Source organism: Natrinema salaciae, from assembly GCF_900110865.1.
Lineage (GTDB): Archaea > Halobacteriota > Halobacteria > Halobacteriales > Natrialbaceae > Natrinema > Natrinema salaciae.
Window position 1 is genome coordinate 589,216 of sequence record NZ_FOFD01000001.1, and the last position, 25,399, is coordinate 614,614.

At 65.5% G+C, this 25,399-nt stretch carries 23 protein-coding genes; 6 read left to right on the forward strand and 17 right to left on the reverse strand.

The window, feature by feature from the left end; all coding sequences use genetic code 11:
* The first annotated feature begins 34 nt into the window (after positions 1 to 34).
* Both BMX07_RS24150 and BMX07_RS02895 read left to right on the forward strand, forming a co-directional pair.
* Positions 35 to 178, forward strand: coding sequence for a hypothetical protein (locus BMX07_RS24150; protein WP_175480022.1), 144 nt, complete (start codon positions 35 to 37; stop codon positions 176 to 178).
* A gap of 149 nt (positions 179 to 327) precedes the next feature.
* A complete protein-coding gene (locus BMX07_RS02895; protein ID WP_090613457.1) occupies positions 328 to 783 on the forward strand; it encodes a YbhB/YbcL family Raf kinase inhibitor-like protein in 456 nt (151 codons plus the stop codon).
* 31 nt (positions 784 to 814) lie between these two features.
* On the opposite strand, the gene nucS is transcribed toward BMX07_RS02895, so the two are convergent.
* On the reverse strand, positions 815 to 1,558 hold the full coding sequence (gene nucS / locus BMX07_RS02900) for an endonuclease NucS (protein WP_090613459.1): 744 nt from the start codon (positions 1,556 to 1,558) through the stop codon (positions 815 to 817).
* Positions 1,559 to 1,687: 129 nt separating this feature from the next.
* Here nucS and BMX07_RS02905 point away from each other — a divergent pair, with 129 nt between their 5' ends.
* The gene (locus BMX07_RS02905) at positions 1,688 to 2,266 is read left to right on the forward strand and encodes a hypothetical protein (protein WP_090613461.1); all 579 of its coding nucleotides are present in this window, start codon (positions 1,688 to 1,690) and stop codon (positions 2,264 to 2,266) included.
* A gap of 38 nt (positions 2,267 to 2,304) precedes the next feature.
* Here BMX07_RS02905 and BMX07_RS02910 read toward each other — a convergent pair whose 3' ends face one another.
* On the reverse strand, positions 2,305 to 2,790 hold the full coding sequence (locus BMX07_RS02910) for a DUF7984 family protein (protein WP_090613462.1): 486 nt from the start codon (positions 2,788 to 2,790) through the stop codon (positions 2,305 to 2,307).
* 359 nt (positions 2,791 to 3,149) lie between these two features.
* Here BMX07_RS02910 and BMX07_RS02915 point away from each other — a divergent pair, with 359 nt between their 5' ends.
* Positions 3,150 to 5,084 (forward strand): beta-CASP ribonuclease aCPSF1, encoded by a 1,935-nt coding sequence (locus tag BMX07_RS02915; RefSeq protein WP_090614816.1) that lies wholly within the window; start codon positions 3,150 to 3,152, stop codon positions 5,082 to 5,084.
* 218 nt (positions 5,085 to 5,302) lie between these two features.
* On the opposite strand, the gene BMX07_RS02920 is transcribed toward BMX07_RS02915, so the two are convergent.
* The 5 genes from BMX07_RS02920 to BMX07_RS02940 all read right to left on the reverse strand — a co-directional run bounded on the left by BMX07_RS02920 (position 5,303) and on the right by BMX07_RS02940 (position 11,413).
* Positions 5,303 to 7,027: a histidine kinase N-terminal 7TM domain-containing protein gene (locus tag BMX07_RS02920; RefSeq protein WP_090613463.1), complete on the reverse strand. Its 1,725-nt coding sequence runs from the start codon at positions 7,025 to 7,027 to the stop codon at positions 5,303 to 5,305.
* Between the two features lie 352 nt (positions 7,028 to 7,379).
* Complete coding sequence (locus tag BMX07_RS02925) at positions 7,380 to 8,183, reverse strand: ABC transporter permease (protein WP_090613466.1); 804 nt, start codon at positions 8,181 to 8,183, stop codon at positions 7,380 to 7,382.
* Entirely contained in the window at positions 8,176 to 9,099 is a 924-nt protein-coding gene (locus BMX07_RS02930; RefSeq protein ID WP_090613469.1) for an ABC transporter permease, read from the reverse strand. The genes BMX07_RS02925 and BMX07_RS02930 overlap by 8 nt, the downstream gene beginning before the upstream one ends.
* A 2-nt stretch (positions 9,100 to 9,101) precedes the next feature.
* On the reverse strand, positions 9,102 to 10,241 hold the full coding sequence (locus tag BMX07_RS02935) for an ABC transporter ATP-binding protein (RefSeq protein WP_090613472.1): 1,140 nt from the start codon (positions 10,239 to 10,241) through the stop codon (positions 9,102 to 9,104).
* A gap of 23 nt (positions 10,242 to 10,264) precedes the next feature.
* Entirely contained in the window at positions 10,265 to 11,413 is a 1,149-nt protein-coding gene (locus tag BMX07_RS02940; RefSeq protein WP_090613475.1) for an ABC transporter substrate-binding protein, read from the reverse strand.
* Positions 11,414 to 11,818: 405 nt separating this feature from the next.
* Between BMX07_RS02940 and BMX07_RS02945 the strand changes: the two genes are divergently transcribed.
* Entirely contained in the window at positions 11,819 to 12,934 is a 1,116-nt protein-coding gene (locus BMX07_RS02945) for a M24 family metallopeptidase (protein WP_090613479.1), read from the forward strand.
* Between the two features lie 36 nt (positions 12,935 to 12,970).
* Here BMX07_RS02945 and BMX07_RS02950 read toward each other — a convergent pair whose 3' ends face one another.
* From BMX07_RS02950 to BMX07_RS02965, 4 genes are all read right to left on the reverse strand, one after another.
* Complete coding sequence (locus tag BMX07_RS02950) at positions 12,971 to 13,690, reverse strand: helix-turn-helix domain-containing protein (RefSeq protein WP_090613482.1); 720 nt, start codon at positions 13,688 to 13,690, stop codon at positions 12,971 to 12,973.
* 55 nt (positions 13,691 to 13,745) lie between these two features.
* Positions 13,746 to 14,828 (reverse strand): glutamate--cysteine ligase, encoded by a 1,083-nt coding sequence (locus BMX07_RS02955; RefSeq protein ID WP_090613485.1) that lies wholly within the window; start codon positions 14,826 to 14,828, stop codon positions 13,746 to 13,748.
* Positions 14,829 to 14,917: 89 nt separating this feature from the next.
* Positions 14,918 to 16,513: a fatty acid--CoA ligase gene (locus BMX07_RS02960; RefSeq protein WP_090613488.1), complete on the reverse strand. Its 1,596-nt coding sequence runs from the start codon at positions 16,511 to 16,513 to the stop codon at positions 14,918 to 14,920.
* Between the two features lie 175 nt (positions 16,514 to 16,688).
* Entirely contained in the window at positions 16,689 to 17,417 is a 729-nt protein-coding gene (locus tag BMX07_RS02965; RefSeq protein WP_090613492.1) for a hypothetical protein, read from the reverse strand.
* A 728-nt stretch (positions 17,418 to 18,145) separates the two neighbouring features.
* Between BMX07_RS02965 and BMX07_RS02970 the strand changes: the two genes are divergently transcribed.
* On the forward strand, positions 18,146 to 18,790 hold the full coding sequence (locus BMX07_RS02970; RefSeq protein WP_394328374.1) for a DUF7282 domain-containing protein: 645 nt from the start codon (positions 18,146 to 18,148) through the stop codon (positions 18,788 to 18,790).
* A 50-nt stretch (positions 18,791 to 18,840) separates the two neighbouring features.
* On the opposite strand, the gene BMX07_RS24155 is transcribed toward BMX07_RS02970, so the two are convergent.
* The 6 genes from BMX07_RS24155 to BMX07_RS03000 form a co-directional block, all read right to left on the reverse strand.
* Entirely contained in the window at positions 18,841 to 18,981 is a 141-nt protein-coding gene (locus BMX07_RS24155) for a hypothetical protein (protein WP_175480023.1), read from the reverse strand.
* Positions 18,978 to 19,460 carry a PadR family transcriptional regulator gene (locus BMX07_RS02975; RefSeq protein WP_139210788.1) on the reverse strand — a complete coding sequence of 161 codons (483 nt, stop codon included), beginning with the start codon at positions 19,458 to 19,460 and terminating at the stop codon, positions 18,978 to 18,980. Before BMX07_RS02975 ends, BMX07_RS24155 begins: the two co-directional genes overlap by 4 nt.
* Before the next feature lie 597 nt (positions 19,461 to 20,057).
* Positions 20,058 to 21,968 carry a G8 domain-containing protein gene (locus tag BMX07_RS02985; RefSeq protein WP_090613495.1) on the reverse strand — a complete coding sequence of 637 codons (1,911 nt, stop codon included), beginning with the start codon at positions 21,966 to 21,968 and terminating at the stop codon, positions 20,058 to 20,060.
* Positions 21,969 to 22,307: 339 nt separating this feature from the next.
* On the reverse strand, positions 22,308 to 22,940 hold the full coding sequence (locus BMX07_RS02990) for a fibrillarin-like rRNA/tRNA 2'-O-methyltransferase (RefSeq protein ID WP_090614820.1): 633 nt from the start codon (positions 22,938 to 22,940) through the stop codon (positions 22,308 to 22,310).
* A complete protein-coding gene (locus BMX07_RS02995; RefSeq protein ID WP_090613497.1) occupies positions 22,933 to 23,820 on the reverse strand; it encodes an NOP5/NOP56 family protein in 888 nt (295 codons plus the stop codon). The genes BMX07_RS02990 and BMX07_RS02995 overlap by 8 nt, the downstream gene beginning before the upstream one ends.
* Positions 23,821 to 23,965: 145 nt before the next feature.
* Entirely contained in the window at positions 23,966 to 25,336 is a 1,371-nt protein-coding gene (locus BMX07_RS03000) for a cytochrome P450 (protein WP_090613500.1), read from the reverse strand.
* Positions 25,337 to 25,399 lie beyond the last annotated feature (63 nt).

Below are 25,399 nucleotides of genomic sequence, written 5' to 3' on the forward strand. Positions count from 1 at the left end.
CAACACACAACTATCCCGGTAACGATGTAGTTGTATGACATATCGAACGACGATCGGCTGGTCGCTCATCTCCTCGGGCATCGTCACGTTGTTGTTGGCGTATCTGCCGGGGAAGTCGTGGTGGTGGGGAATCGGTCTCCTCGTCCTTGGCGTCGCGATCTTCACTGTTCGTCGGTAGCCGTTCGGGTCCGTTCGCGGAACGGAGGCGACTCGGTCGTGTCAATCCACCAGCGTGGCCGCGGGCCGAACCCGCTCGCACGGGCTGTAAGTTTATTCTATCCGGAGAGCGAACGCTCGACCGACGGCACGACTAGAGGTGACTTCGCCATGGGAGAACTCACGCTCGAGAGCCGAGCCTTCGACGACGGCGAACGGATCCCCGAGGAGTACGGCTACACGGCGCGCAACGTCAACCCGCCGCTCGAGGTCGACGGCGTGCCGGACGACGCGGACTCCCTCGCGCTGATCGTGGACGATCCCGATGCGAAAGACCCCGCCGGGAAGGTCTGGGACCACTGGATCGTCTGGAACATCCCGCCGGAGACGGAGACGATTCCGGAGGCGTGGGAGCCGACGGACGCGACCGAAGGGACGAACGACTACGGCGAGCGCGGCTACGGCGGCCCGAACCCACCGGACAGGGAACACACCTATCGGTTCACGCTGTTCGCCGTAGACACGACGCTCGGTCTCGGACCCGGGACGGACGCGGACGACCTCGAGTCGGCGGTCGAGGGTCACGTCACCGATCGGGCGCGGCTCGAGGGGACGTACCCGGCCTGACGGAGGACGGCGGGGCCGGCGGTCGAAACCGTCACTCGGCCGGCGGCTCTAGCGAGACGAACTCGAGGCCGTGTTCGGTCAGCAGCCGGTTCGCGCGGTCGGTCACCGAGGGCGCGACCAGAATGCCGCGAACGGCGGCGTCGGCGTGGAGGTCGCGCTCGAGGGCGTCGACGTAGCGCCGGAGCTGACTCACCGCGTCGGGGCCGACCCGGCGGCGCTTCAGTTCGACCACGACCGCTCGTCCGGCCGCGTCCTCGCCGTAGATGTCGACCGCGCCCGCGGGCGTGTCGCGTTCGGTCGCCAGCGGCGTGAACTCCGCCTCGAGCAGGGCCGGCTCCTTGAGGATCCGCCGTCGGAGGTCCTCCTCGGTGCCGACCAGGGCGAGTTCGGTCTCGTCGGTCCCCGCGAACGCGGAGACCTGCAGGACCTCCTGGAACCGGACGCACAGCCGTTCCTCCGGCGTCGGCCGTCGGCTCTCGAGGACGAGGGTCCCGTCCTCGCAGAAGACATCGTGATCGCAGCCCGGCGGCTGCCAGTTGACCGGCTGCTGGCCCTCGTCGGTGTGTACCAGCGCCGCGCCGTCGGGCTTGAGCATGACGTGTCGATCGCCCGCCTCGAGGTGACTCGACGCCCGTCCGTCGTAGTCGACGGTACAGCGCCCGTAGACGGTCACGATCGCCTCGCGGTCGAATCCGTCCGCGACCACGTCGCGGGCGGCCGTCGGTGTCGGCCCCTGCAGGGTTTCCGTTCGCTGGCCGGACTCTCGATTCGTCACTGGAACCTGCTAGCGCCGGCGCGAATAAAAGATGCCCGCTGTCGGGCGGATTCCGCGTCGCGGTGCCGACGTTGCCGCCGAGCGTAACGCAGAAGGCATACCTTCGTCCGTCCCTGCCGTTCAGAGACGATGTCGAACCTACCGACCCGCCGCGGGTTTCTCGCGATCACTGGTACCGGTACGGCCGCGTCGCTGGCCGGCTGTTCGCAACTCGAGTCGATCACGCAGGAGGGCTCGGAGAACCCCGACGAGGCGGTCACCGTGACGGTCCAGCCGGAGCGTGAGGAACTGCAGCGTCTCGAGGAAGAGATCCGGGCCGACCTCGACGAGGGCACCCTCAGCCAGCAGGAGGCGGGACGGGTGTTTCGGGAGAGACAGGTCGAGTTGACCGAAGCGGCCGTGGCGTCGTTCGAGGAATCGGTCGCCGGGAGTGAACTCTCGGTCGCGGAGTCGAGGCCGGAGTACGGGCTGCTTCGCGTGACGGGCCCCGACGTGGCGATCATGGAGTCGCTCCGAAACGGCGACGTGAGCGGTATCTATCCCGGTGAGCGGTACGAACTGATCGTCCAGCAGCAGCAACAGCGCGAGCAGCGACAGGAGATGCTCGAGCAACAGCAGGAGGCACAGGAGACGGACGGCGAGACGAACGAGTCCGACGCCGGGAACGAGACCGACGGAACCGACGCCGGGAACGAAACTGACGAGTAGCCGAGCCTGACGGCAGTCGACTGGTTGGTCGCGGACACTTACCGCTCGAGAGCGAACGGGCTCTCCCGCTCGGTCCAGTCCCAGCCGGGGAGGCGCTCCTGAAAGCCGGCGGCGAGGGCCGCCTCGCAGTCGTCGAGGCCGGCGTTTTCGTCTTCCGCCCCGTGGACCTGCAGGTCGGCGTAGTGGAACGTGGCTTCGCCGAGGGTCCGCAGCGGCTGGCTGCCGGCGATGGTCGCGGCCAGCTCTCGGCCGAGAAGTTCGTCGACGACGAATCCCGGATAGTCGCCCTCGACGTCGAGTTCTCTGAGGATCGCGACCATGGCGGCGACGTTGACGGCCAGATCGCCGTCCGCGAAGACGGCGTCGACTTCCCTGCGGTACTGCGCCTCGGTGACCGCGTCGACGTCGGTGTCGAATGCCGCGCCGAGTTCGTCGCGGACGTCGTTGATGAGCGGGACGATCCGTCCGGCCCGATCGACGATCCACGCCCGTTCCTCGCCGACGCGCGCTTGGCTAACGTGCATGCGTACCGACGGCTACTGTCCCCACGGCCCTGGTTTTTGCGAAGGCTTTTATACCACGCAAAGAATAGCGTCGAGTAAGCGGGTTCTCCCTGGAATCTTCCCGCACGGACCAGGATAACCGATCCGGGAGCGTGTTCGTCAGGCACGGAGTAGGATACGATGAATCGGGAGGCGAGACGGAGTGTGAGCTACGTTGTCGAACGAAGACGGCGGCGCTCGCGACCGGTACCGAGACGACGGACGCCCGATGGCGCCCCTCGCAGTACCGAGATCCGGTCTCCCCGCTCGATCCCGTCGGTCCGACCCGGCACCGAACCCGATCTCGGACGGCGAGTTCACGCAAGCCACATTCGGCGATTATGAGCACTGTAGAGCAGCAACTCGACGATCTCAAAGCACAGATCACGAGCGAGTTACCGAGCGATATCTCGGTCTCCTCGGTGAAGTACGAAGGCCCCGAACTGGTGGTCTACACGCGCGACCCGAAGAAGTTCGCCCAGCAGGGCGATCTCATTCGGCAGCTCGCGAGCAAGCTTCGAAAGCGGATCACCGTTCGACCCGACCCAAGCGTCCTCTCGCGGCCCGAGCAGGCCCGCGAGGAGATCATGGAGGTCATCCCCGACGAAGCGGGGGTCACCGACCTCGACTTCCACGCCGACACCGGCGAGGTCGTCATCGAGGCGGAAAAGCCGGGGATGGTGATCGGCCGTCACGGGTCGACGCTCCGCGAAATAACGAAGAACGTCGGCTGGACGCCCGAAGTCGTCCGCACGCCGCCGATCGAATCCTCGACCGTCTCGAACGTTCGCAGCTTCCTCAAGCAGGAGCGCGACGAGCGCCGGGATATCCTCGAGAAGGTCGGCCGACAGATCCACCGCGAGGAGATGTCCGACGACGAGTACGTCCGCATCACCACGCTTGGCTGCTGTCGCGAGGTCGGCCGCGCCTCCTTCATTCTCTCGACGCCCGAGACGCGAATCCTCATCGACTGCGGCGACAAACCCGGCGCGGAGGGCGAAGTGCCCTACCTCCACGCGCCCGAGGCGCTCGGCGCTGGACCACAGACCATCGACGCGGTCGTCCTCACCCACGCCCACCTCGACCACTCCGCGCTGATCCCGCTGCTGTTCAAGTACGGCTACGACGGTCCGATCTACTGCACCGAGCCCACGCGGGACATGATGGGGCTGCTGACGCTCGACTACCTCGACGTCGCCGCCAAGGAGGGCCGGAGCCCGCCCTACGAGAGCGAGCAGGTCCGCGAAGCGATCAAACACTGCATTCCCCTGGAGTACGGCGACGTCACCGACATCGCGCCGGACGTCAAACTCACGTTCCACAACGCCGGTCACATTCTCGGCTCGGCCGTCTCGCACTTCCACATCGGCGATGGCCTCTACAACGTCGCCTTCTCCGGTGACATTCACTACGACGACACCCGCCTGTTCAACGGTGCCGTCAACGACTTCCCGCGAGTCGAGACGCTCGTCCTCGAGTCGACCTACGGCGGCCGCAACGACTACCAGACCGATCAGGAGGACTCCGAACGGAACCTCAAGGAGATCATCAACGACACCTACGACCAGGGCGGCAAGGTCGTCATTCCGGCCTTCGCGGTGGGTCGCTCCCAGGAGATCATGCTCGTCTTGGAGGAGGCGATGCGAAACGGCGATATCCCGTCGATGCCGGTTCACCTGGACGGGATGATCTGGGAAGCGACGGCGATCCACACCACCTACCCCGAGTACCTCCGCGACGATCTGCGCGACCGGATCTTCCACGAGGACGAGAACCCGTTCCTCGCCGAGGAGTTCAACCACATCGACGGCGGCGAGGAGGAGCGACAGGACGTCGCCGACGGCGAGCCCTGTATCATCCTCTCGACCTCCGGGATGGTCACTGGCGGCCCGATCATGTCCTGGCTCTCCCACATCGGCCCCGATCCGGACTCGACGCTCGTCTTCGTCGGCTACCAGGCGCAGGGTACCCTCGGCCGACGCATTCAGAACGGCTGGGACGAGATCCCCACCAGCGAAGTCGGTGCCATGGGCAACGGCGGCGGCCGCGGGACCCTCTCGCTGAACATGGACGTCGAAACCGTCGACGGCTTCTCCGGCCACGCCGACCGCGCCGGCCTCGAGAACTTCGTCAAGACGATGAACCCGCGGCCCGAGAAGGTGCTCTGTGTCCACGGCGACGAGCGCTCCACGCAGGACCTCTCGTCGGCGCTCTACCACGACTTCGACATGCGCACCTTCGCGCCGAAGAACCTCGAGACCTTCCGCTTCCTTTGACGGCCTTCACGGGGTAACGCGCGAGGATTCCGCCGTTGGGGTTCGGCCGTTCGGCTCTGCCGATTCCACGGAGGTACCGTGTGGGGTCGTGCGCACGTCGTCGAGACGTCTACGAGGGTGTGTTCCCCGACCGACCGTGGTCGTCCCACTCGAATCGTGCGGGCCGTGCTATCGACCTGCCGTCCGTCTTCTCTGTCGGGGCCGTCCCCGTCGGCGTCTCAGTTCCGCTGTGGTCGCGGGTCCTCGGCGTCCTCGGTCGACGACGCGTGACGGCTCCGGCCGTCGGTCGCTTTCGGGAGTTCGACTGCGAACGTCGCACCGGCCTCGTCGCTGGATTCGACCCACACGTCGCCGCCGTAGCCGTCGACCAGCGTATCGACCAGATAGAGCCCGATCCCGGTCCCTTCGCTCTCGAGCCCCTTCTGGCCGCGACCGAAGATTTCGTCACGCTGCGCCTCGGGAACGCCGGGACCGTTGTCGGAGACGCGGACGCGAACGACCTCGTCGCCGTCCTCGATCGAGACTCTCACGTGCGGCGAGGCGGCGTCGTTGTGCAGGACGGCGTTGTTGAGGAGGTTCGTGAACACGGAGGACAGCATCTCGTTGCCGAGGACCGTCACGTCCGTCGTCATCCCGTCGATGTCGAACGTCGCGTGGGGGTAACTGGTACGGGCCTTTTCGACCTGGTTCCAGACGACCGGCCCCAGATGAACCGGTTCGAGATCCAGATCGCCGTCGGTGGTCAGCGTTTCCACGAGGTCACCGACGACTCGCGTCAGTTCGACGACGTGATTGCTGCTCTCCCTGATCAGCTCGAGGTGTTCCTCCCCCGCGGGATCGATGTGTTCGTCGAGGAGCTCGCTGCGGCCGGTGATCACGTTCATCTCGTTTCGGATGTCGTGCCGGACGATGCGATTGAGGACGGTCAGCTCCTGTTCGCGGTTTTTCAACTGCGTAACGTCCCGGAGGACGATCAACCGGCCCGTCTGGGTACCGCGCGAGTTCGTCAGCGGCGAAATCTGGAGGGCGAAGTAACGGGTTTCGCCGTCGATCTCGACGGAAATCTCGCTTTGAGCGTCCGAGACGTCGTCGAACTCCGTGATTCGGGACGAGGGGAACGTCTCCGCGAGTGCGTCGCCGACCGCCACGTCGTTGCCGGCGAGGCGTTCGGCCGACGGGTTCACGTCGACGATTCGGTTCGCCGCGTTGACGACGAAGACGGCGTCCTGCATGTTGTCGATCACTTTCGTCCGCGCGACGGGGACGATATCGAGGAGCTGTAACCGGTCGACCGCGAAGTAGAAGCCGACGACTTTCACCATGCTCGTCAGGGCGAGCGTCTCGACGGTGACGAACGTGAACCACCAGAGGACCAGCCCGAGAACGACGAACAGGATCGTCGCGATGAGGATTCCCGCTTGCTTCTCGAAGCCTTGGAGCGAGCGGAACAGTCGGACGAGAAGGTAGACGCCGATCCCGAGATACGCCATCATCGTCGTGGCGTAGACCCAGTAGAGCGGTTCGAACGTGGGGATCAGGAATCCGGTCGTCGGATCGATCGTAGCGGCGTAGAACCAGCCGTGGTGGCCGTTCGTCCACGCTGCGAACTGGGTCAGAATCGGCACGGCGGCGAGTACTGCGCCGGTTCGATACGTGATGTACTCTTCGTTGTTGGTGTATTCGATCGCCATCAGCAGGTAGCCGATCGTCATCAGCGACTCCGCGAGGAACCGCCAGTTCCACCAGAAGAGCTTCGCCGATTCGCCAGTCGACAACAGCTGGAGAACCACCGTAATCGAGAGGAGGATGACTCCGACGACGTCGAGCATGAACCCCTTCGCGCCCCGTCGATCGCGATGCCGCCAGATCGCGCTCAACAACACGATACAGATGATCGTGGCGGCGATGTACGGAAGCGCGACGGGAGTGAATTCGTATGCCATTCCGAGTGGATCACCCGAACCGGTCGGGCGCGTTACCTCGAGCGATCCTCGAGTTCGGTCGCTCTCTGCTGCGCCCCGCTGCCGTCGCGCTCGCGCGCTGGGTGAGCGGCCCCGGTGCCCGTCCGCCTCTCGATGGGGATAACATGCGATCTGTCAGGAATCGGTCTGTCGTCTATCTCGACGGCTGACTCTCATTAACGTTGTGGCAATTCCCTCGCGACCGCAAGCGAGTCGCCGCGGTGCAGACCCGGTTCCGTTCGCCGCGACCGGCGACGGCGAGCGTACACGACGGGGTCGCCGTGACCGCGTCGAACGCGACCGCGGCGGAAACCCGGCCGACGTCGGCAGCCGATCAGGAGAGTTGTTTCGAGAGCCAGTTCAGGTTCGTCGCGATCGCCGCGACGACGATGGCGAGCAGCGAGATCAGGATCAGGAACGTCGAGACGACGCTGACCATCGGATCCAGCGACTGTCGCAGCGTCGTCCACGCGACGACCGGAATGGTCTCGGTGCTGTGACTCGAGAGGAACAGCGCCATCACGAACTCCTGGAGGCTGACGATGAACGCCAGCAGTGCACCGACGAAGATCCCGTGTTTGACGTTCGGAAGGACGGCGTAGACGAACGACTGGATCGGCCCCGCGCCGAGGTCCGTCGCGGCGTCGAGCAGCTGCCAGTCGTACCGGCTGAACACCGACCGCATCACGAAGTAGACGAGCGGCGTCGCCCACAGCGTGTGCGCGAGGATGATGCTCAGGTACGAGGCCTCGAGCCCGGTTCTGACGAAGTAGACGCGCATCGAGATCCCGAGGACGATCGGGGGGATCAGCAGCGGCACGAGGACGAGCGGCGCGAGCACCTGCCCGGTCCGGCCGTCGTCGAGTTCGTGTCCGAAGGCGGCCGTGACGCCGAGCGCCGTCGCGACGACCGTCGTTCCGACGCCGACGAGGAGGCTGTTGTCGAACGCCGATAGCCAGCGCGTCTCTTCGAGGAACGCCCGGTAGTGGACCAGCGAGTAGCGCTCGGGCGGGAAGACGAGATTCCCCGACTCCGCGAAGGAGGTCACGACGACCACCACGAGCGGCAACAGCATGAACGCCATGATCGCCAGATACCCCGCCCGGAACGCGGCGTCTTCGACGGTCTCTCTATGCATACTCGAACTCACCTCCGAAGTGGTTGAGGACGGCGGTGATCGCGGCGACGCTTCCGAACATCAGGAGCAACATGACGACCGCGTACGCGGTCGCGAGCTCCCACTGGAGGTTCGACAGCAGTCGCTGCTCGACCTCGATCGCGAACGTCCGATTCGCGCCGCCGCCGAGGAGCCCCGGCGCGGCGTAAGCGCCCACGCTCCAGGCGAACGAGATCACCGTCGCGACGATGATTCCGGGCATCGCCTGCGGAACGACGACCTCGAGGACGGAGCGCGGACGGCTCGCGCCGAGATCGCGGGCGGCTTCGACGATCCCCCAGTCCATCGTCGACAGGACGCTGTAGATCGCTAACACGGCGTAGGGCAACACGATGTAGACCTGGCCGACGACCACGCCGACCGTCCCCGGGACGAACTGCACCGGCTCCGAGACGAGGTGTAGCGACAGGAGGAGGTCGTTGAGCGTCCCGTTGGGCGAGAGCAGGGGCCAGAACGCGTACGTCTTGATCACGAGCGTCGTCAGCAGCGGCAGGACGACCGAGAACAGCAGCGCCGACTCGACGAATCCCTCGGCGCGCCAGATCGCGTAGGCGTAACACACCGCGATCACGACCGCGGTCGCCGTCGCGGCCAGCCCCATCCCGAACGAGTAGACGACGGGATCGAGCAACACGCCGTTGGTGAACACTTCCGCGTACCCCTCCAGCGACCAGGTCCCCGGCGCGTACCGCAGGTCCGACGAGCCCGACGTGAGGCTGATCCGGACCAGAATCAGGAATGGGGCGACGAAGAGCAACAGCTCGAAGATCAGCAGCGGTGCCATCAACAACAGCGCCCGCCTCGACCGCGAGCGGCCCCGGAGCGGCTCCCAGAGTCGGGCGACCGGTCCCGGCAGCGACGATTGCGTTCCGGACATCGTTACAGGTCGACCCTCGAGCCGTCGTCGCGGAACGCGAGGACGTCCGCGCCGTCCCAGTCGATTCGGATCTCGTCGCCCGCATCGAACGCCCCGGAGTCGGAGACGGTGCGTTCGACGAAGACCGACGTACCGTCGACGGCGACGGAGTAGCGGACCGTCGACCCCCGGTAGAGGACGTTCTCGACCGTCCCGACGACGGCGTTCGTCGTACTGCCGTCGGTGCGAACGGGCTGGCCCCGTTGCTCACTGGACGCATCCGACTCGGCGGATTCGATCGAGAGCACCTCGGGGCGAACGGAGAGCGTCACCGCGTCGCCCGCGGAGAGCGCCTCCGGGCGTCCCGTCGGGAGGACGATCGTCCGACCCAGTTCGGTCTCGACGTGAACCGAGTCGCCCGTCGTCCGCTCGACCTCGCCGTCGACGAAGTTCGTGTCACCGAGGAATCCCTCGATGAACCGGTTCTTCGGGTTCTCGTAGACCTCGTCCGGTTTGCCGACCTGAACCAGGTTCCCGTCGGCCATGATGCCGATCCGATCGGCGAGCGTGAACGCTTCGTCCTGGTCGTGGGTCACGTGGACGAACGTCTCCTCGAGTTCCGCGTGGATCTCGCGGAGTTCGATCTGCATGTCCTCGCTGAGCCGCTTGTCGAGGTTCGACAGCGGCTCGTCGAGCAACAGCACGTCGGGGTTGACCGCGAGGGCCCGCGCGAGCGCAACGCGCTGTTTCTGCCCGCCGCTCAGGTTCATCGGGTCGTCGTCGGCGTGGGCCGTCATTCGAACGCGCTCGAGCATCTCTCGTGCCCGATCGCGGCGCTCGTCCTTCTCGACGCCTTGCATCTTCAGCCCGAAGGCGACGTTCTCGAGGACCGTCTTGTGGGGGAACAGCGCCCAGTCCTGGAACACCGTCGCGGTGGTGCGTTCGTAGGCGGGGCGATCGGTCACGTCCGTCTCGTCGATGTGAATCCGGCCGTCGGTCGGCGTCTCGAGCCCGGCGAGCATCCGCAGCGTCGTGGACTTGCCGCTGCCGCTGGGCCCGAGCAGGCACAGTAGTTCGCCGTCGTCGATCGTCACCGAGACGTCCTCGACGGCGAGCTCGTCTCCGTACCGCTTCTCGAGTCCGTCAAGCGTAATTTCAGACATGAATATCGTGCAGTGACGGCGCTTCAGGAGTTCTGCTGCATCGCGGTGAACTCGTCGGAGAGATCGGCGCTGTGCTCGGCGAGGAACTCCCAGTCCGGGAACGCGATGCTCGCCGCTTCCTCGCTGTTACTCGGCAGGTCGTCGGCGAGGTCGCCGGCGTACTCGGTGTTCTCGTTACAGAACAGGGTGGGCATCTCCTCGGACCACGCCGTCTGTACCGACGCGTCCATGAGGAAGTTGATGAACTCCTCGGCGCGGTCGCGTTTGTCGGTGCCCTTGACGACACACCAGTGGTTCAGGTAGCCGGTCGTCTCCGCCGGCATCGTGTGCGTCAGCCCGTCGTAGTCGTCGATATCGTACGCCGTCTGCTCGTAGTACCACTGGGCGACGTCGATGACGTCGTTTCGGAAGGCCTGCCAGATGTCCTCGCCGGAGCTGGCCCAACTGGTGATCGGCCAGTCGCGGACCGTCTCGAGGACGTCGTCGTGCAGGTCGGCGTCGTGCATCTCCGCACCGAGTTCCCGGTCGTCCATCCCGACGGCGGCGGCGTACATCGGATACCACCAGAAGCCGGTATCGACGCCGATGCCGTTGCTCTCCTCGACCGCCGGCGCGGAGAGATCGCTCCACGACTCGGGTTCGATGTCCAGCTCCTCGCGGTGGACGATGGTACAGGGGGCCCCGTCGACCGGCATTCCGTACTCCGTGCTCCGGAACTCCGCGTAGTGGTCGATGAGCTCGTCGGCGTTGGGGACGTTCTCCGTCCTGATCTCGTGGAAGAGATCGTCCTGCCGGCCGTAGTAGTAGAAGTTCCCCTCGGTGATGGTGACGTCGTACGGCGGATCGCCGTCCGGCGCGGTCTGGATGTCGGTGAGAATGTCGTTCCAGCCGCGCTGGACCTCGAGCTCCGCGTCGAACTCCGCTTCGTATCTCGGAACGACCGATTCTTCGAACCGATCGGCGTAGTTTCCGCTCCAGACGCTGACGCGCAGCGAGTCGCCGCTCCCGCTGGAGAGCAGTTCGGTACAGCCGGCGAGGGCGGTCACCGATCCGGTCGCCGTCGCCGATAACACGCGTCGGCGCGAGACGGAATCCCGCACTCGGTTGGTCGACGGTGCCGACTCCGACTCGCACCCGCTCGTCTCTGCATCCCGGTCTGGGCCTGCAGGCATTGGTACCCCGGGTCTACCCCGATACCGACATTTAACCATTGTGAAGTCGAACAGACGTATCACGAAACGGTTACGTCGAGTCGATCGCCGCGACTCCAGCGAAATTTCCGGCTCAGGGCGATCGGGTCGATTCCGGATCGTGGTACAACAAAACATGGCGCAGGGTCGGTGACGGAGTCGAATACGCCCCCGGACTGATTCCACCCCCTACCCGATCGATCGCGTCTGCGGCCGAGCACGAGCACCGGCGTCGATATCTCACGAATCTGTCTCGTACGGCCGACGGGATCGACGACCGACCGATCGGTCCCCCGCCGGTCCGCCGAAGCCGCTTCGCTCGATACGCACACGGACCGACGACTTCGCGTTCGCCGGATTCAAGAACCATCCTCGCCAGCACTCGACATGGACAAACGCGAGCGACTCGAGGCGTACCTCGAGTCCAACGACCTCGACTCGGTCTGGTTTACCCGACCGAACTCGTTTGCGTGGCTGACCGGCGGACGCAACGTCGTCGATCGGGAAGGTGATACCGGCGTCGCCGCGATCGGCTACGACGGCAGCGACGTGTGGCTCGTGGCGAACAACATCGAGGCCGACCGCATCGAAGCCGAGGAACTGCCCGATCTCGAGGCGAGCGAGGTCTCCGTCGCGACGTTCCCCTGGTACGCCTCGTCGCTGCCCGAGGCGGTTGCCGAACGGGTCGGGAGCGACGAGCGGGCGGCCATCGACGTCGCGAGACCCGGCTTCGAACGCGTCGATCCGACCGCGCTGCGCCAGCCGCTGACCGAGCGCGACCGCGAGCGGTACCGCGAACTCGGCGGGCAGACGGCGTCCGCCGTCGAGGCGGTCTGCCGAGAGATCCGGCGGGAGGACACCGAACACGAGGTGGCATCCGCCCTGCGGGTCGCGCTCTCGGCGCGTGAGATCGAGGCTCCCGTCGTGCTCGTCGGCGGGGCGGAGCGCGCCCAGCAGTACCGCCACTACACGCCGACCGAGGCCGAACTCGGCGACTACGCGCTGGTCTCCGTGACGGCCGAGCGCGCCGGTCTTCACGCGAGCTGTACCCGGACCGTCGCCTTCGACCCGCCGTCGTGGCTCGAGGAGCGACACGACGCGGCCGCACGCGTGGAGGCGACGGCGCTGGCCGCGACGCGGGCGGCCGCGAGCGACACGGGCGACGACCGCGGAACCGCGGGCGACGTCTTCGCCGCCGTTCAGGACGCCTACGACGCGGTCGGCTACGGGGGCGAGTGGACGCACCACCACCAGGGCGGTGCCGCGGGCTTCGCCGGCAGGGAGTGGATCGCCACGCCGGACCACGACGCACCGGTCGAAGCGCCGATGGCCTACGCGTGGAACCCGACGGTACAGGGCGCGAAGAGCGAGGATACCGCGCTGGTCACCGACGACGAGGTCGAGGTTCTGACGTCGACGGACCGGTGGCCGACGACGACCGTCGAAGCGGTCGATCGCGATCTCGCGCTCGAGCGGCCGGCGGTTCTCGAACTCGAGGAGTAACGACCGGCGGAGAAACGACACGTCGATCGCGGGCGCTCACTCGTCGATACCGCGTCCGCCAGCGTCGTCGTCGCTGTTCGCGTCGTCGCTCTCGTCCGACTCCGTCTCGACGGTGTCGATCTGTACGTCGTCGTCGAACTCGATGACGTCGGCGTCGGCGTCGGTGTCGATGTCGGTATCGGTATCCGGGTCCTCGTCCACCTCGCCCGCCGGCTCGGGCTCGTCGTCGGCCGTCGGTGTCGTGTCGTCGACGGTGATCTTCACCGGCTCGACGTCGTCTTCGAGTTCGGTCCCGGACTCGCGGTCGCCCTCGCGGTCGAGGACGCGATCGAGCGTGAAGATGGTGTTCAGCTCCCGCTGGACCTGATCGACGACGCCGCCGACGAGGTCGCTGGGCTGGATCGCCGTGTACTCGTAGGGGTTGTTGCCGGCCCCCTCGTTGGCGCGCTTCTCCCGCGTGACGCGATCGTCCTCGTGGAGCTCCGCGAGCGCTTCGCGGACGGTGCTGGGATAGAGGCCGGTCCCCTTCGCGACCTCCTCGGAGGTGCTCCCGGGATTGGCCAGCAGGAAGACGTAGATCTTCGCGCTGGTCTCCGTATCGAGGATCCACGAGAGCAGGTCCACGATCCGCTGATCGAGCTCCTCGACCGCCGGATTTCGACCGGCTTCGGTCTCGACGACGTCGTCCGGTCGCTCGAGCGATTCGTCTGCCTCGTCCGCGTCGACCGGAGTCTCGTCAGTGTCGTCGGAACTCATGTGTGTTCTCGTACAGGACGAGGCTACGAGCGGAGTTAAACCTTTGCGGGCCCGGTCACTCCGTCTGCAGGAACAGCGACTCGCAGAGCGCGTCGGGACCCTCCTCCTCGAGCAGGCGGCGCTGTCGATCCGCGCCGCTTTCGCGCTCGTAGACCCGCTTGATCCCGTCGATTCCCAGCCGCTCGCACTCGCGGTCGACGAGTTCGCCGAGGTCGACGGTCCCCTCGAGTTCGCGGTCGATGAAGGCGGCGTCCTGGCCGTAGCGGATGGCACGCCACTTGTTCTCGTCGAGCAGTTCCCGGCGGTGGCGGTGCCCGCTCGCCCCGTCCTCGTAGGCCTCGGCCAGCGCCTCGACGAGGGCGTGGGCGTACTCGACGAACGCCAGCACGACCTCCGGATCAGCCTGGCCGTCCGGCGTCCGCAGTTCGACCGTGCCGTGTGCGGTGTGTGGGCGCACGTCGTACCAGAGTTCGCCCCGGTCGTTGATCGACTCGGTCTCGAGCATCCGGCGCTCGAACCGGTCGAACGCCTCGAAGTCCTCGAAGTGGGTCGGCATCCCGGTGTTTGGCAGCGCCTCGAAGATCTTCGCGCGGGCGGACTGGAGCCCGGTGTCGAACCCGTTCCAGTACGGCGAGTTCGCCGACAGCGCGAGCATGATCGGCACGTACCAGCGCAGTTCGTTGGCGATCCAGACCGCCTTGTCGGCGTCGTCGACGCCGACGTGGACGTGAACCCCCGCGGTCGTGTTCCGGTGTTGCGGATACTGAATGCGGTCGAGCTGGGCGCGATAGCGGGGTTTCTCCGCGTGCTCGAGTTCCTGCCACTTCGCGAGCGGGTGGAGGCCGGCGGCCGCGATCCGGTAGCCGTGGGCCTCGGCGTGCTCGACCAGCGCCTCGCGGATCGCGAGGAGGGAGTCGCGAGCGCCCGCGGGCGATTCGATCAGCGGCGTCTGTGTCTCGATGACGAACTTGAACAGCTCGTGGTCCAGCCGGCCCTCGAGGATCGCCGGGGGATCGTGTTCGTAGACGAGTTCGTCGGTCCCGCTGGTTGGGCGGCCGTCATCGTCGACGACGAAACACTCCTCTTCGATCCCCAGCGTACCCATGCGCGTAAACGATTCCCGGGACCCGCGTTCCATTGTGTCGTGCTTTCGTCGCCGATAATAAATACGGTTTGGAGTCGGTGCGTTCGGCCGGAACGTCGACCAGGCGCGGTTCCGTCGGGCGGTCAGGACGCGACGGTTTCGGCCTCGGGCTCGAGGTTCGCCGCCTCCTCGCGGAGCGTGAACTTCTGGATCTTCCCGCTGGGGTTCTTGGGAAGCTCGTCGACGAAGTAGTAGGTCCGCGGTCGCTTGAAGTCGGCGAGCCGGTCACTCTCGAGGAGGAACGAGTCCAGTTCGGTCGCGCCGATGCCGTCGTCGGCGACGACGTACGCGACGACCAGTTCGCCCCACTCTTCGTCGGGTTCGCCGACGACGGCCGCCTCTTCGACGGCGTCGTGTGCGAACAGCACGTCCTCGACCTCGGCCGGATAGATGTTCTCGCCCCCGCTGACGATCATGTCGTCCTTCCGGTCGACGACGGTGAGGTAGCCGTCCTCGTCGCGGTAGCCCAGATCGCCCGTGTAGTACCACGTCGTGCCGTCGGCCTCGCGCAGCGATCGCTCGGTCGCCTCGGGCCGGTTCCAGTACTCCCGCATCGTACACGGGCTGGCGATCAGAATCTCGCCGATCTCGCCCGGCTCGACCTCGCGATCCGGCGGCGCGTCGGGCTCGACGATGCGTAGTTCGTGATTGAGCCCGGGCAGACCGGCCGTTCCCTGTTTCGAGAGCTGATCTTCGGGCGGCTGGAAGACGCCGGCGGGACCGATTTCGGTCATCCCGTAGGCCTGCAGGTAGTCCTCGCAGAGGTGCTCCATGCAGTTCTCGAGGACCTGTTCCGGCATCGGGGCCGCTCCGTACAGCCCGAGGCGGAGCGAGGAGGTGTCGACGTCCGTCTCGGCGGCGGTCATCGACAGCGCGTTCCACGCGGTCGGTGCCGCGAAGAGGAGCGTGACGCCGTGGTTTTCGACCGCCTCGAGTGCGGCCGCGGGGTCGAACTCGTGGTGGATGACGCTGGTCGCACCGCGGTGGATCCGGGGGAAGAGGTTACAGTGGAGTTCGGCGCAGTGATACAGCGGCATCACCGACAGCCCGACGTCGTCCCGCGTCATCTTCCCCTCCGCGATACACAGCAGGTTGTGCTCCACCATGTCCCGGTGTTCGTGGACGACCCCCTTCGGCCGGCCCGTCGTTCCCGACGTGTAGATGAAGGCGTAGACGTCGTCTTCGTCGACGCGGACGTCGGGCCGGTCGGCGGCCCCCGACTCGAGCAGGTCGTAGAACCCGCTCGCGTAGTCCGGGACCGCCTCGCGGTCGTCGTCGATGAACACGTACTCGTCGACCGTCTCGAGGGTGGGGCGGGCCCCCGCGATCGCCTCCGCCGTCGCGGACTCGAAGAGCACCATCTCGGCTTCGGCGTCGGTGACGATGTACTCGATCTCGCCCGCCGGCAATCGGAAGTTGAGCGGGGTGAAGACGGCTCCGATCTTCGCGCACGCGTAGACGGTGAGCGCCATCTCCGACCCGTTGTACAGCACCGTCGCGACGCGATCTCCCTTCTCGATCCCTGCCTCGAGCAGGGCGTTCGCCAGCCGGCTCACTCGCTCGTCGAACTCGGCGTAGGTCCACCGCTGGTCCTTGCGCGGATAGACGATCGCGTCGCGTTCGGGGTGGCGATCGACCGTCTGCTCGAGCGTGTCACCGATCGTGGGATGCTCTGACATGACATTATTCTGTACCACGGTACGCCTTATATTCTTTATCGGCTACAATTGCCGTTCGCAATCGTTATCGGCCAGTAACGCGGGCAGCGCGCCGTCCAAAGTGGTCGGGTTCGGTGTCGACGCCGGTCTCGAGACTTGACGGGGACGGGGCTGTGGGACTCGAGAGACCGGCGGTCTACTCGGACTCGACGGAGACCACGTCTTCGGCGGAGTTGAAGTGGACGCGCCGGTCCGGTCCGACCGTGAGGCTCACGCTGGCGATTTCGAAGTCGTCGGGGCGTTCGACGCGGACGACCGAGTGATGCGAGGTGAAGTCGTCCGTCCGTTCGTACGGTTCCGTATGACACCCGTGGAGGCGGAGGCCGCGGTCGGTCGTCTCGGCGCGCTTCCAGTGGTGGGTGATCGACCCCGAGCCGTACCCGGACTCGACGACGAGCAGCAGGTTCTCCTCGAAGTCGATCGCGTCGATGGGTTCCTCGGGTTCCCCGTCGGTGTCGTCGCCGCCACCGCCGTCGCCGCCGTCGCCGTCGAGTTCGAACACCTCGCGGACCTCCGCCGCGCTCGTCAGGGCACGAACGGCGTACACCTCGTTCCCGCTGTCGGCCGTCGGTAACAGCAGGTCGGCGCGGGGAGCCGACACCTGCTGGAACTCGAGGTCGGAGTCCCCCGACATGTTCTCACAGAGGACGAGCTGGTTCCACTCCTCGGCGTCGGTCGGTTGCTCCGGGATCTCGTACGGCGGTTCGTCGACGCGAGGGGCTTCCGGAACCGCGGTCGTCGGTTCCGTCCCGCCGTTGCCGTTCCCGTTTCCGCTCCCGCTTCCATCGTCGGCCTGTAAGCAGCCGGCCGAGGTAGCCGCCGCGACCGCGGCTCCGGCGAGGAACCGTCGTCGATCGATCGTCATCTACCGCTCCCTACAGTCGGGTTTTGTAAAACTCTTCTAGTGGGTGAAATGCGTACTTGAGCTTTCGCCGGCGACTTCTACTGGTCTACTGCGGCGACCGACGACCGGATCGGCGGCCAGTCGCGGGGTCTCTCGAGCGGATTCCCGATCACCTCGCTCGTCGCGGGCGGGAGTTCGGTCAGTGCGGCGGCGGTCGAACGGGTCGCTCGCCGCCCTGTGGGAGGTGTCGCCGGGGGAAGCGCTACGTCGTCCGAACGGCCCCGGCCGATTCGTCGCCCGCCGCTCTCACGGTCCCGCTTTCTCCGGTCTGAATAGGGCGCAGTTAGGGCACCAGATCGTTCCGTCGGGCCGCGTCTTCTGCTTTCCGTTGCATTCGGAGCAGCGCCGATCCGCGTATCGGTCCATATGGTGTCGGGGTGAGAGCCGTGCCCTTATGTGCCTTCCGGCGATCTCGAACCGTAACACTCGATCGTCACCCGGCGAACGTCCGCGACCGTCGGTGTCCGACTCGAGAACGAGGATCGGGACGCTGCGGTTCGCTTGGACGAACGCTGCCGACCCTTTCCATCGGGGTGGATCACTGGTATTACAGCCACGATTGCGGGACTAACGATCGGAATACACCTATTACCGTTCTCGTCCCGTCTGCCGAATTCGAGTGTTTCTCGCGCGAAACGTTCGAACGAATTGTCCGATTTTTGCAGCCCGACGACGGCACCATCGATGCAATGTCACGCGCAAGACCAGTCGGCGTCGCAGTCGTCGCGATGCTCGTCCTGCTCACGGGGGCGAGCATCGCGTTCGCCGCGGCAGACGCCGGCACGGCGGCCCAAGACAACGAGACGGAGAACGAAACGGCCAACGAGACGGCGAACGAAACGGCCGAGATCACGTTCGAGAACCAGACGTCGAACGGGACCGCAGTCGTGGTCAACAACACGACGCTGCCCGAAGGTGGCTTCGCCGTCATCCACGCAGCCGAGCCCGCCGACGCGGACAACACAACGGAGGGTGCGAACGCCACCGAGAACGAGACGATGGAGGGAGCGAACGAGACCGTGACCGACATGTCCGCGGAGTACGTGCCCGGGGAAGTCCTGGGTAACTCCACCTTCCTGGACGCCGGCGATCACGAGAACGTGTCCGTCGAACTCGACCAGCCCCTCGAGGAGAGCCAGGTGTTGATCGCGATGGCCCACCAGGACACCAACGGCAACGAGACGTACGAGTTCCCCGAGGCCGACGACCCCTACACGACCGACGGCGAGCCGGTGATCGACGACGCACTGGTCACGCTCGAGGAGGGGATGAACGAGACGGCCGATAACGAAACGATGGCCACCGAAACGACCGATAACGAGACGGGGATGTAGCGACCGCCGTCCGTTTTTCGCGCCCGTTCGCCGCGGCTCGAGAGATCGTCTCACGTGATCCGCGTGCCGTCGTCGGTGACCGCGAGCGCGCAGTCGTCACAGAGCCACCAGCCGATCAGCGGATCGCGTTCGGCGATGGCCGCGCCGCAGTCGGGACACCGCTTCGGCTCGCCGTCTCGAGCCCCGGTCATCCGTCACCGTCCCCTCGAGCAGTCGTGTCGTCTGAGCGGTCGAGCGTGACGAGCCCGCAGGTGTCCGCGAGCCGTTCGACCCGCTGTCGCAAGAGCGTCAGTCCCGCGTCGGTCGGGACGTATTCGACCCGGTCATCGTCGGCGGCGCGCTCGCGTCGCTCGAGGAGGCCGTACCCGACGAGCACGGTCAGGGTGGGATAGAGCCGGTTGTGGTTGAGGTCCGGGTACGTGCGATCGAGTTCGCGGGAGATTTCGGCCTCGTGAGAGCGCTCGTCGACTCGCTCGAGACGGACGACGGCCTCGAGACAGTCGCGCTGGACGGCGGTGAGGTCGGTCCAGTCCGTGCCGCCGTCGGGACGGAGTTCCGACGAGGGAGGTCTCGTCGTAGTCGGCTCACCGCTGTCTTCTGTCGGTTGATTTGAGGGTGGTGCGTCTACTCGAGCGGGGTTTTCGAGGTCCCGCAAATTGTCCGCTTGCATGGCTTCCGGAGACTGATAGGGGGTCGCTTGCGGACCCGGTGTCCAAAGCACCGGGCCGCGTTCGTCCACACTTCCACGATCAGCTTCGTGTGTCGCGATCCAAGCAACTATACTTTCTCAAAGTTAGTATAGTTTCCGATAGACTCTAACTAAGCAATCTATGTCTAACAATTGCTTTCCGACGATGGTTTGATGGCGAGAGGGTATTAGAGTAGTATGCGGGTTTCTGCTGACTGGATGGTTTTAGCCGACGACAGAATCCTCGAGTTCTTGGACGAGAATGGCCCCCGATCGCCGACGAAAATCAAAGAAGAAGGGCCGATCCCCTTTTCGCGACAACATATCAACAACCGATGTATGAAACTCGAAGAGTACGGCCTGACCCAGAACATCGGAAACGGTGTTTACACGATCACCGACGATGGCGAACGCTACCTTCAGGGGGAACTCGACGCGAGAACGTTAGCGGGTGAGTGAGTTGTCGTCACGGTGGCTCACCTCCTTTACCGTCGAGCAGAATCGTAGATAGTGTCGAAGCGACTTACTCGAGCGCCAAAGCCGCAGGGAACGCCGACGGTATCCTGCTGGTGGCCGTGATCAGCTAACGTCGAGAATTCTGGTTCGCTGACGGGTCCTCGGCCACTCGACACCATCGAACTCGTTCGCTTCGTTCGACGGGCCGTCGCGATAGTAGAGCGTGTCGTTAAAGATCGCAGTGCTATTGCTCCACCCATACTGCTGGTAGAGGCCGTAGGAATTGCTGCCGGCGTCTGAATTTACCGTGGCCGCCTCGTGCTCGTCTGCCTCCTGTTCCATCACCGTCTGGATCTCTTCGTCGTACTCCGCACCGGTAGCGTCACCTGAACGCTCGTTGTCGAACGGGCCCAAGAAGCCGTTGTCCTCGTCGTCCGCACCGCGCCCGACGAGGTTGTCACTACTGGCAAGGAACAGGTTGTTGCGAGTCGTTGCCCCACCGATGGCGAAGTGGCCGACCCGGAAGTCGGCGATGACGGACTCTTCGAGTGTGGTGTGACTCCACTCGGTCCAGACCGCCGAGTGACCGTTGTTGTAAGCCGTCAGTCCCTCGACGCTGTGTTCGGGTGCCAGCGGGAAATCGGGGAACTGTTCGATACCGTCCGGGAACAACTGGAAGAACACGCCGAATCCGCGGGCGAGGTTCTTGTAGCGGAGTGGCCCATCCGTCGAGTACGTATGGGCTGTATTGTCCTCGAAGGTGATGTCGATAGCATCCTCATCCACCTCGAAGCCACCCCGACCGTCGTAGAAGAACCCGTTGGCGAGGTATCCACCCGCGGCGTGGTTGCCCTCGAGCACGTTATTCGGGTTCGAGATCCAGAAGGCACCCGGTCGGAAGTCGTTTTGTTCGTTCGAATCGCCGTTAGCACTGGCGACGCCACCGAAGGGCCGGTCTCCCCTGCGAACGCGCCGATTGAAAACCACCAAGTTCTCACGGAACACGTTGTTCTGTTCGGCTTCGAGGCCTTCTTCGACGAGGAAACAGTGGCCGTTGATGTCGTACCCGACGTTTCGTTCGTAGGTCACGTTGCCCGTACCGTGGCTATTGTAGCCGCGTTGGTAACTGTCGTGGACGCTGTTGTGCGAGATGTACGAGTTCGGCTGTTCGTGGGCGTGGTGGAAGTGCAGCGGATATCGGGCCTTGTGGCCGGTCTGGCCGGCGTGGTAGACTTCCATCCCTTCGATCTGGATCCGGTTCGGGTCCTTGGCGAAGATGCCGTGTGCACCGAAGCCGGTTTCGTATTCGAGGCTGGTGTCGCCTTTCGTCGGGTTGGTATACGACCCGTCGCCGCCGGGATTCGAAATCTCATTACCACCACGCATGACGACGTTGCGAGTCAACAGCCCGACCTCGGCACGCATATCCACGTCCCGTCCCTCGACCTCCTGCATCTCCCCGAAGTGATCGTGGTTCAGGGCCGACTCGAGTTCGACGGCGTTTCCGTCGACTGAGTCGATCGTCCGCCGCTCGGCTTCTTTGGGATCTGTCCCACTCGGAGCGACGACGATCTCGTCACCTGCTTCCCAGGTAACCGCGTCTTCGAGTTGGATGCGCTGGTCGCCTGCGGTAGCGGTCTCTCCGAGCTGTGTCCAGTCGGTCTTGTCTCGGGATGCACCGTGAATGTCGATACTGCCACCGTCGAAGGTACCGAGAAGCTTCGTGCCGATAGCCATCTCGTCTCGGCCCCTGATACTCTCGTCCGTCTCCGTTCCAGTCAAGGTGATTACTGCCTTGCTTTGGAAGGGATCGTTCTCGGTTCCGATCCGAATCATCCCATCGCCCTCGGCCAGGACGTAGTCACTCGTGAGTTCTCTGTACCCTCCGTCTTTGAACTCCAGAACCCCGTGAACCGTCACGCCCCCCAAATTAGGCGTGTTTTGATCGAGGACTACGTGCTTGCCCGATTCGATTGTCACTTCTTCCCCGGCACTCGGGGTCGACCCGTTCCACGTGTCCGGATCTGACCACATCTCGGGCGTGGCCTCTTCTCTCGGAACCGCCCCACTTTTTCCAACGATCGCACTCGTCGCGACTGCAGCGGTCGTCGCTTGAAGGAACCGACGGCGGTCGAACTGCTTTTTTGCGTTACTCGTTTTCTTCGGCAACGTGTTTTGATGCACGGTTAGTATTCTGCCGCTCAATAAATAAATTAATCGTATATAGATTAAATTAAATACTTCTGGTGAGTTTTCACCAGTCGATGGACATCGTAGTGAGCAAGGATTCGCCCGAATCAATTCCCGCAGCGACTATTCGACGGTGATCGTGAGGAACGGCGGGACGAGCAACGGCCACTCCCACCCAACTCATCACGGCCGCGCGACGATTCCGAGATGATCCGTGTGATAACTCTCGAGCCGCCGCTCCGCCAGAATCTCGTACCCCTCCGCTAACTCCTCCCGAACGTCCTCGAACACGGCATTCGGCTCCCGCGTCACGTCCTCACTACGAGCCTTCACGGCCAGCAAGAGCCGCCCGTCGTCGGCCAGGAACCGCCGGTTCTCGAGCGCCACCCGCGCTTGCCCGCGCGTCGCCACGTCTTGGACGATCGCGTCGACGTCCGACTCGACGACGTGGGCGTAGGTCTCCGGCTTCCGGGCGTCTTTCAGCAGTGGGAACAGCCGCGGGCGGCTCTCGGCCGCGGAGAGCAGGTCCCGCGCCGGCCGCGCGGCGAACTCGATCGCGTAGGTCGGCCCGGCGAAATCGGCGACGTGGCTCACGGTCGTCCCGCTGGCGGCACCCAGATAGAGGATGGTCTCGCCCCCCGAGAGGCCGGTGTCCATGCCGAGCTCGAGCATCGCGCCGAGTTTGGAGCGGTGCGGGTTCCAGGCGCGCCACTCGCCGTCGGTGGGCTCGCCGTAGACCGGCTCGCCCCGCGTCGCGAGCCGCTCGGTCCCGTCGAATTCGCGGCGCTCGACGCCCGCCGGGAGGTCTTCACTCATCGTCGGCACCTCCGTCGGTCGCAGCCTCCTCGTCGGCCGTCCGCGCCTGAATCGTCTCGATCCGCTCGGCCAGTTCCGCCTCGAGTTCGGGCGTCAACTCGCCCGAGTAGTGGTCGACCCGGGCGGCGATGGCGAGCTTCCCGGCGACCGCGCGCGCCGCTGAGCCCCTGTTTTCGGGATGCGTTCCGCGGACCGCGTCGTGCGTGTAGATGATCCCGTGTTTGGGCGACGGCGCGTGCCCCCGCAGGTGGGCGAACAGCGCGTCCTCCGCGCCCAGCACCTGCACCGTGCCGCTGGGTTTCTTCGCGAGTTCCTCGAGGCCACCGGCCAGCGACATCAGCCGGGCCGCGAGGACGGGGTCGGCGAGCGCCGACAGGTTCGGCGCGACGGCGGGCGTCTGTCGCTCGACGAATTCCCGGAGCTCGTCGGCCTCGTCCGCGAGGTCGGCGACTCGCCCTGCGAGCGAGCGGACTGCGGGTTCCTCGAGCCCGGCATCGGTCTCGCCGCGGGCCAGTTCGCGGGCGTACTCGACGCCGGTTCCGGCGTCGGGGTCGACGGTCCCGGCCCACTCCGCCAGTCGCTCGGCGAGCTCGTTCGCCGTCCGATTGCAGTCGTCCATCGCGCGGATCGCGTGGACGAGCTGGCGGTCGTCAGCCCGTTCGCGTTCCCGTACTTCCCGGCGCGTCGCATCGATCGTCGCCTCGTGAAGCCGGTCGTAGTAGTCCGCCTCCGAATCGACGTAGCCGGCGTCGACCGCTCGGCGCGGCCAGTCCCGCGGCTCTCCGGCCGTGCGTTCGTTTATCGCCGCACCGGCCCGGTCGATGTCGCCCGGCTCGCCGTGCGTAAACCACCCCTCGGTCACGTCGGGTCCGTCAGTCATCACCCGGAGCTACTGCTCGTGCTTGTATATGCGTTCCCGAAACGTCGAGTGACGACTCGGTGAACCAGGGATCGGGACGAGACCGTATTTCCGCAGCGGATTCGAGAGGCGATATAGAACGGCGTGTTTCCGGCGGGAGAGCCCGCTACCGCTCGTGGACGACGGCATCCATCGGATCGGCCGGCTGGAGCGTGATCCCCGTCTCGAACGCGAGGTCTGGACCGCCGACCGGATCGACGGTGACGGCCGAGAGGACCGTGGGTAAGACGAGCTCGAGTTCAATCATCGCGAAGCGCATGCCGATGCAGTGGCGCGGCCCGCCGCCGAAGGGGAAGTAGGCGTACTCCGGAAGGGAGTCCTCGAACGCCTCGGTCCAGCGCTCCGGTCGGAACGCCTCGGGATCGGGGTAGAAGCGACGATCCCGATGGACGCGTATCTGCGGGAGGGTGAGCTTGGAGCCGTCGGGTATTCGGTAGCCACCGATCTCGGTCGTCTCGGTCGCCTGTCGGAAGATGGCGTACGCCGGGGGATACAGCCGGAGCGTCTCTTTGACAACTCGTTCGGTGTGGGTCAGATCCCCCAGGTCCGACACCGACGGCGGATCGCCACCCGTGACGGACGCGATTTCCTCGCTGAGCCGCCGCCGCGTGTCAGTGTGATGGCCGAGCGCGTGAAGCGCGTAGGTGAGCGCGAGGGCGGTCGTCTCGTGGCCGGCGAACAGGAAGGTGATCAGCTGATCGCGGACCTCGCGCTCGGAGAGAGTAGACCCGTCGTCGGTTTCGACGGCAAGCAGCAGTGAGAGCAGGTCGTCGCCGTCGGACGCGTCGGCGCGGCGTTCCGCGATCAGCGCCTCGAGGAGGGTTTCCAGGTCGTCCATCGCCCGGTGAAGCCTGCGGTTGGTCGGCGTCGGGACCCAACTGGGAAGGAACGCCGACAGACTCCGAGCGTTCGCCCGCGCGTTGAGCGCGTCGGCGGCCCGACGGACGACCGTTCTCCGCTCCTCGAGGTCGAGATCGAACAGCGCTCGCGTGAGGATGCGAAGGGTCAATTTCGAGGTTTCGTCCGTGAGTTCGATCGTCTCCCCGTCGTCCCACTCCTCGATCGTTCGCTCCGTCTCGGCGACCATCGCGTCCGTGTAGGACTCGATCCGAGCGGGCGTGAACGCGTTCTGGATGAGGAGTCGCTGCCGACGCCACTGCTCGCCCTCCGTGAGGAGGAGGCCCTCGGACCCGTACCCGGCAAACGTGTCTCCCCACTCCTCGCCGGCCCATCGCCGGAATCGATCGCTCTCGCTCACCAGAACCCGTTCGATACGGTCCGGATGAAGGACGGCGGTGAACCGCTGCCCGGCAACTCGATAGGTCACGACGTCGCCGTACTCGGCGACGCGATCGACGAACTCGATCGGTCGCCGCATCAGGTCGAACGTGCTTCCGATAACGGGGAGTTCGTCCGGGCCGGGTGGAAGCGGCAGCGCTTCCGGATCTCGGGTCGGTGTTGTGGACGCGTTTGCCATCACTCGAGGCTACGCGCAGGTCGACGAAGCGGCTTTTGTCGAACCCACTAGCGTTTTTATAAG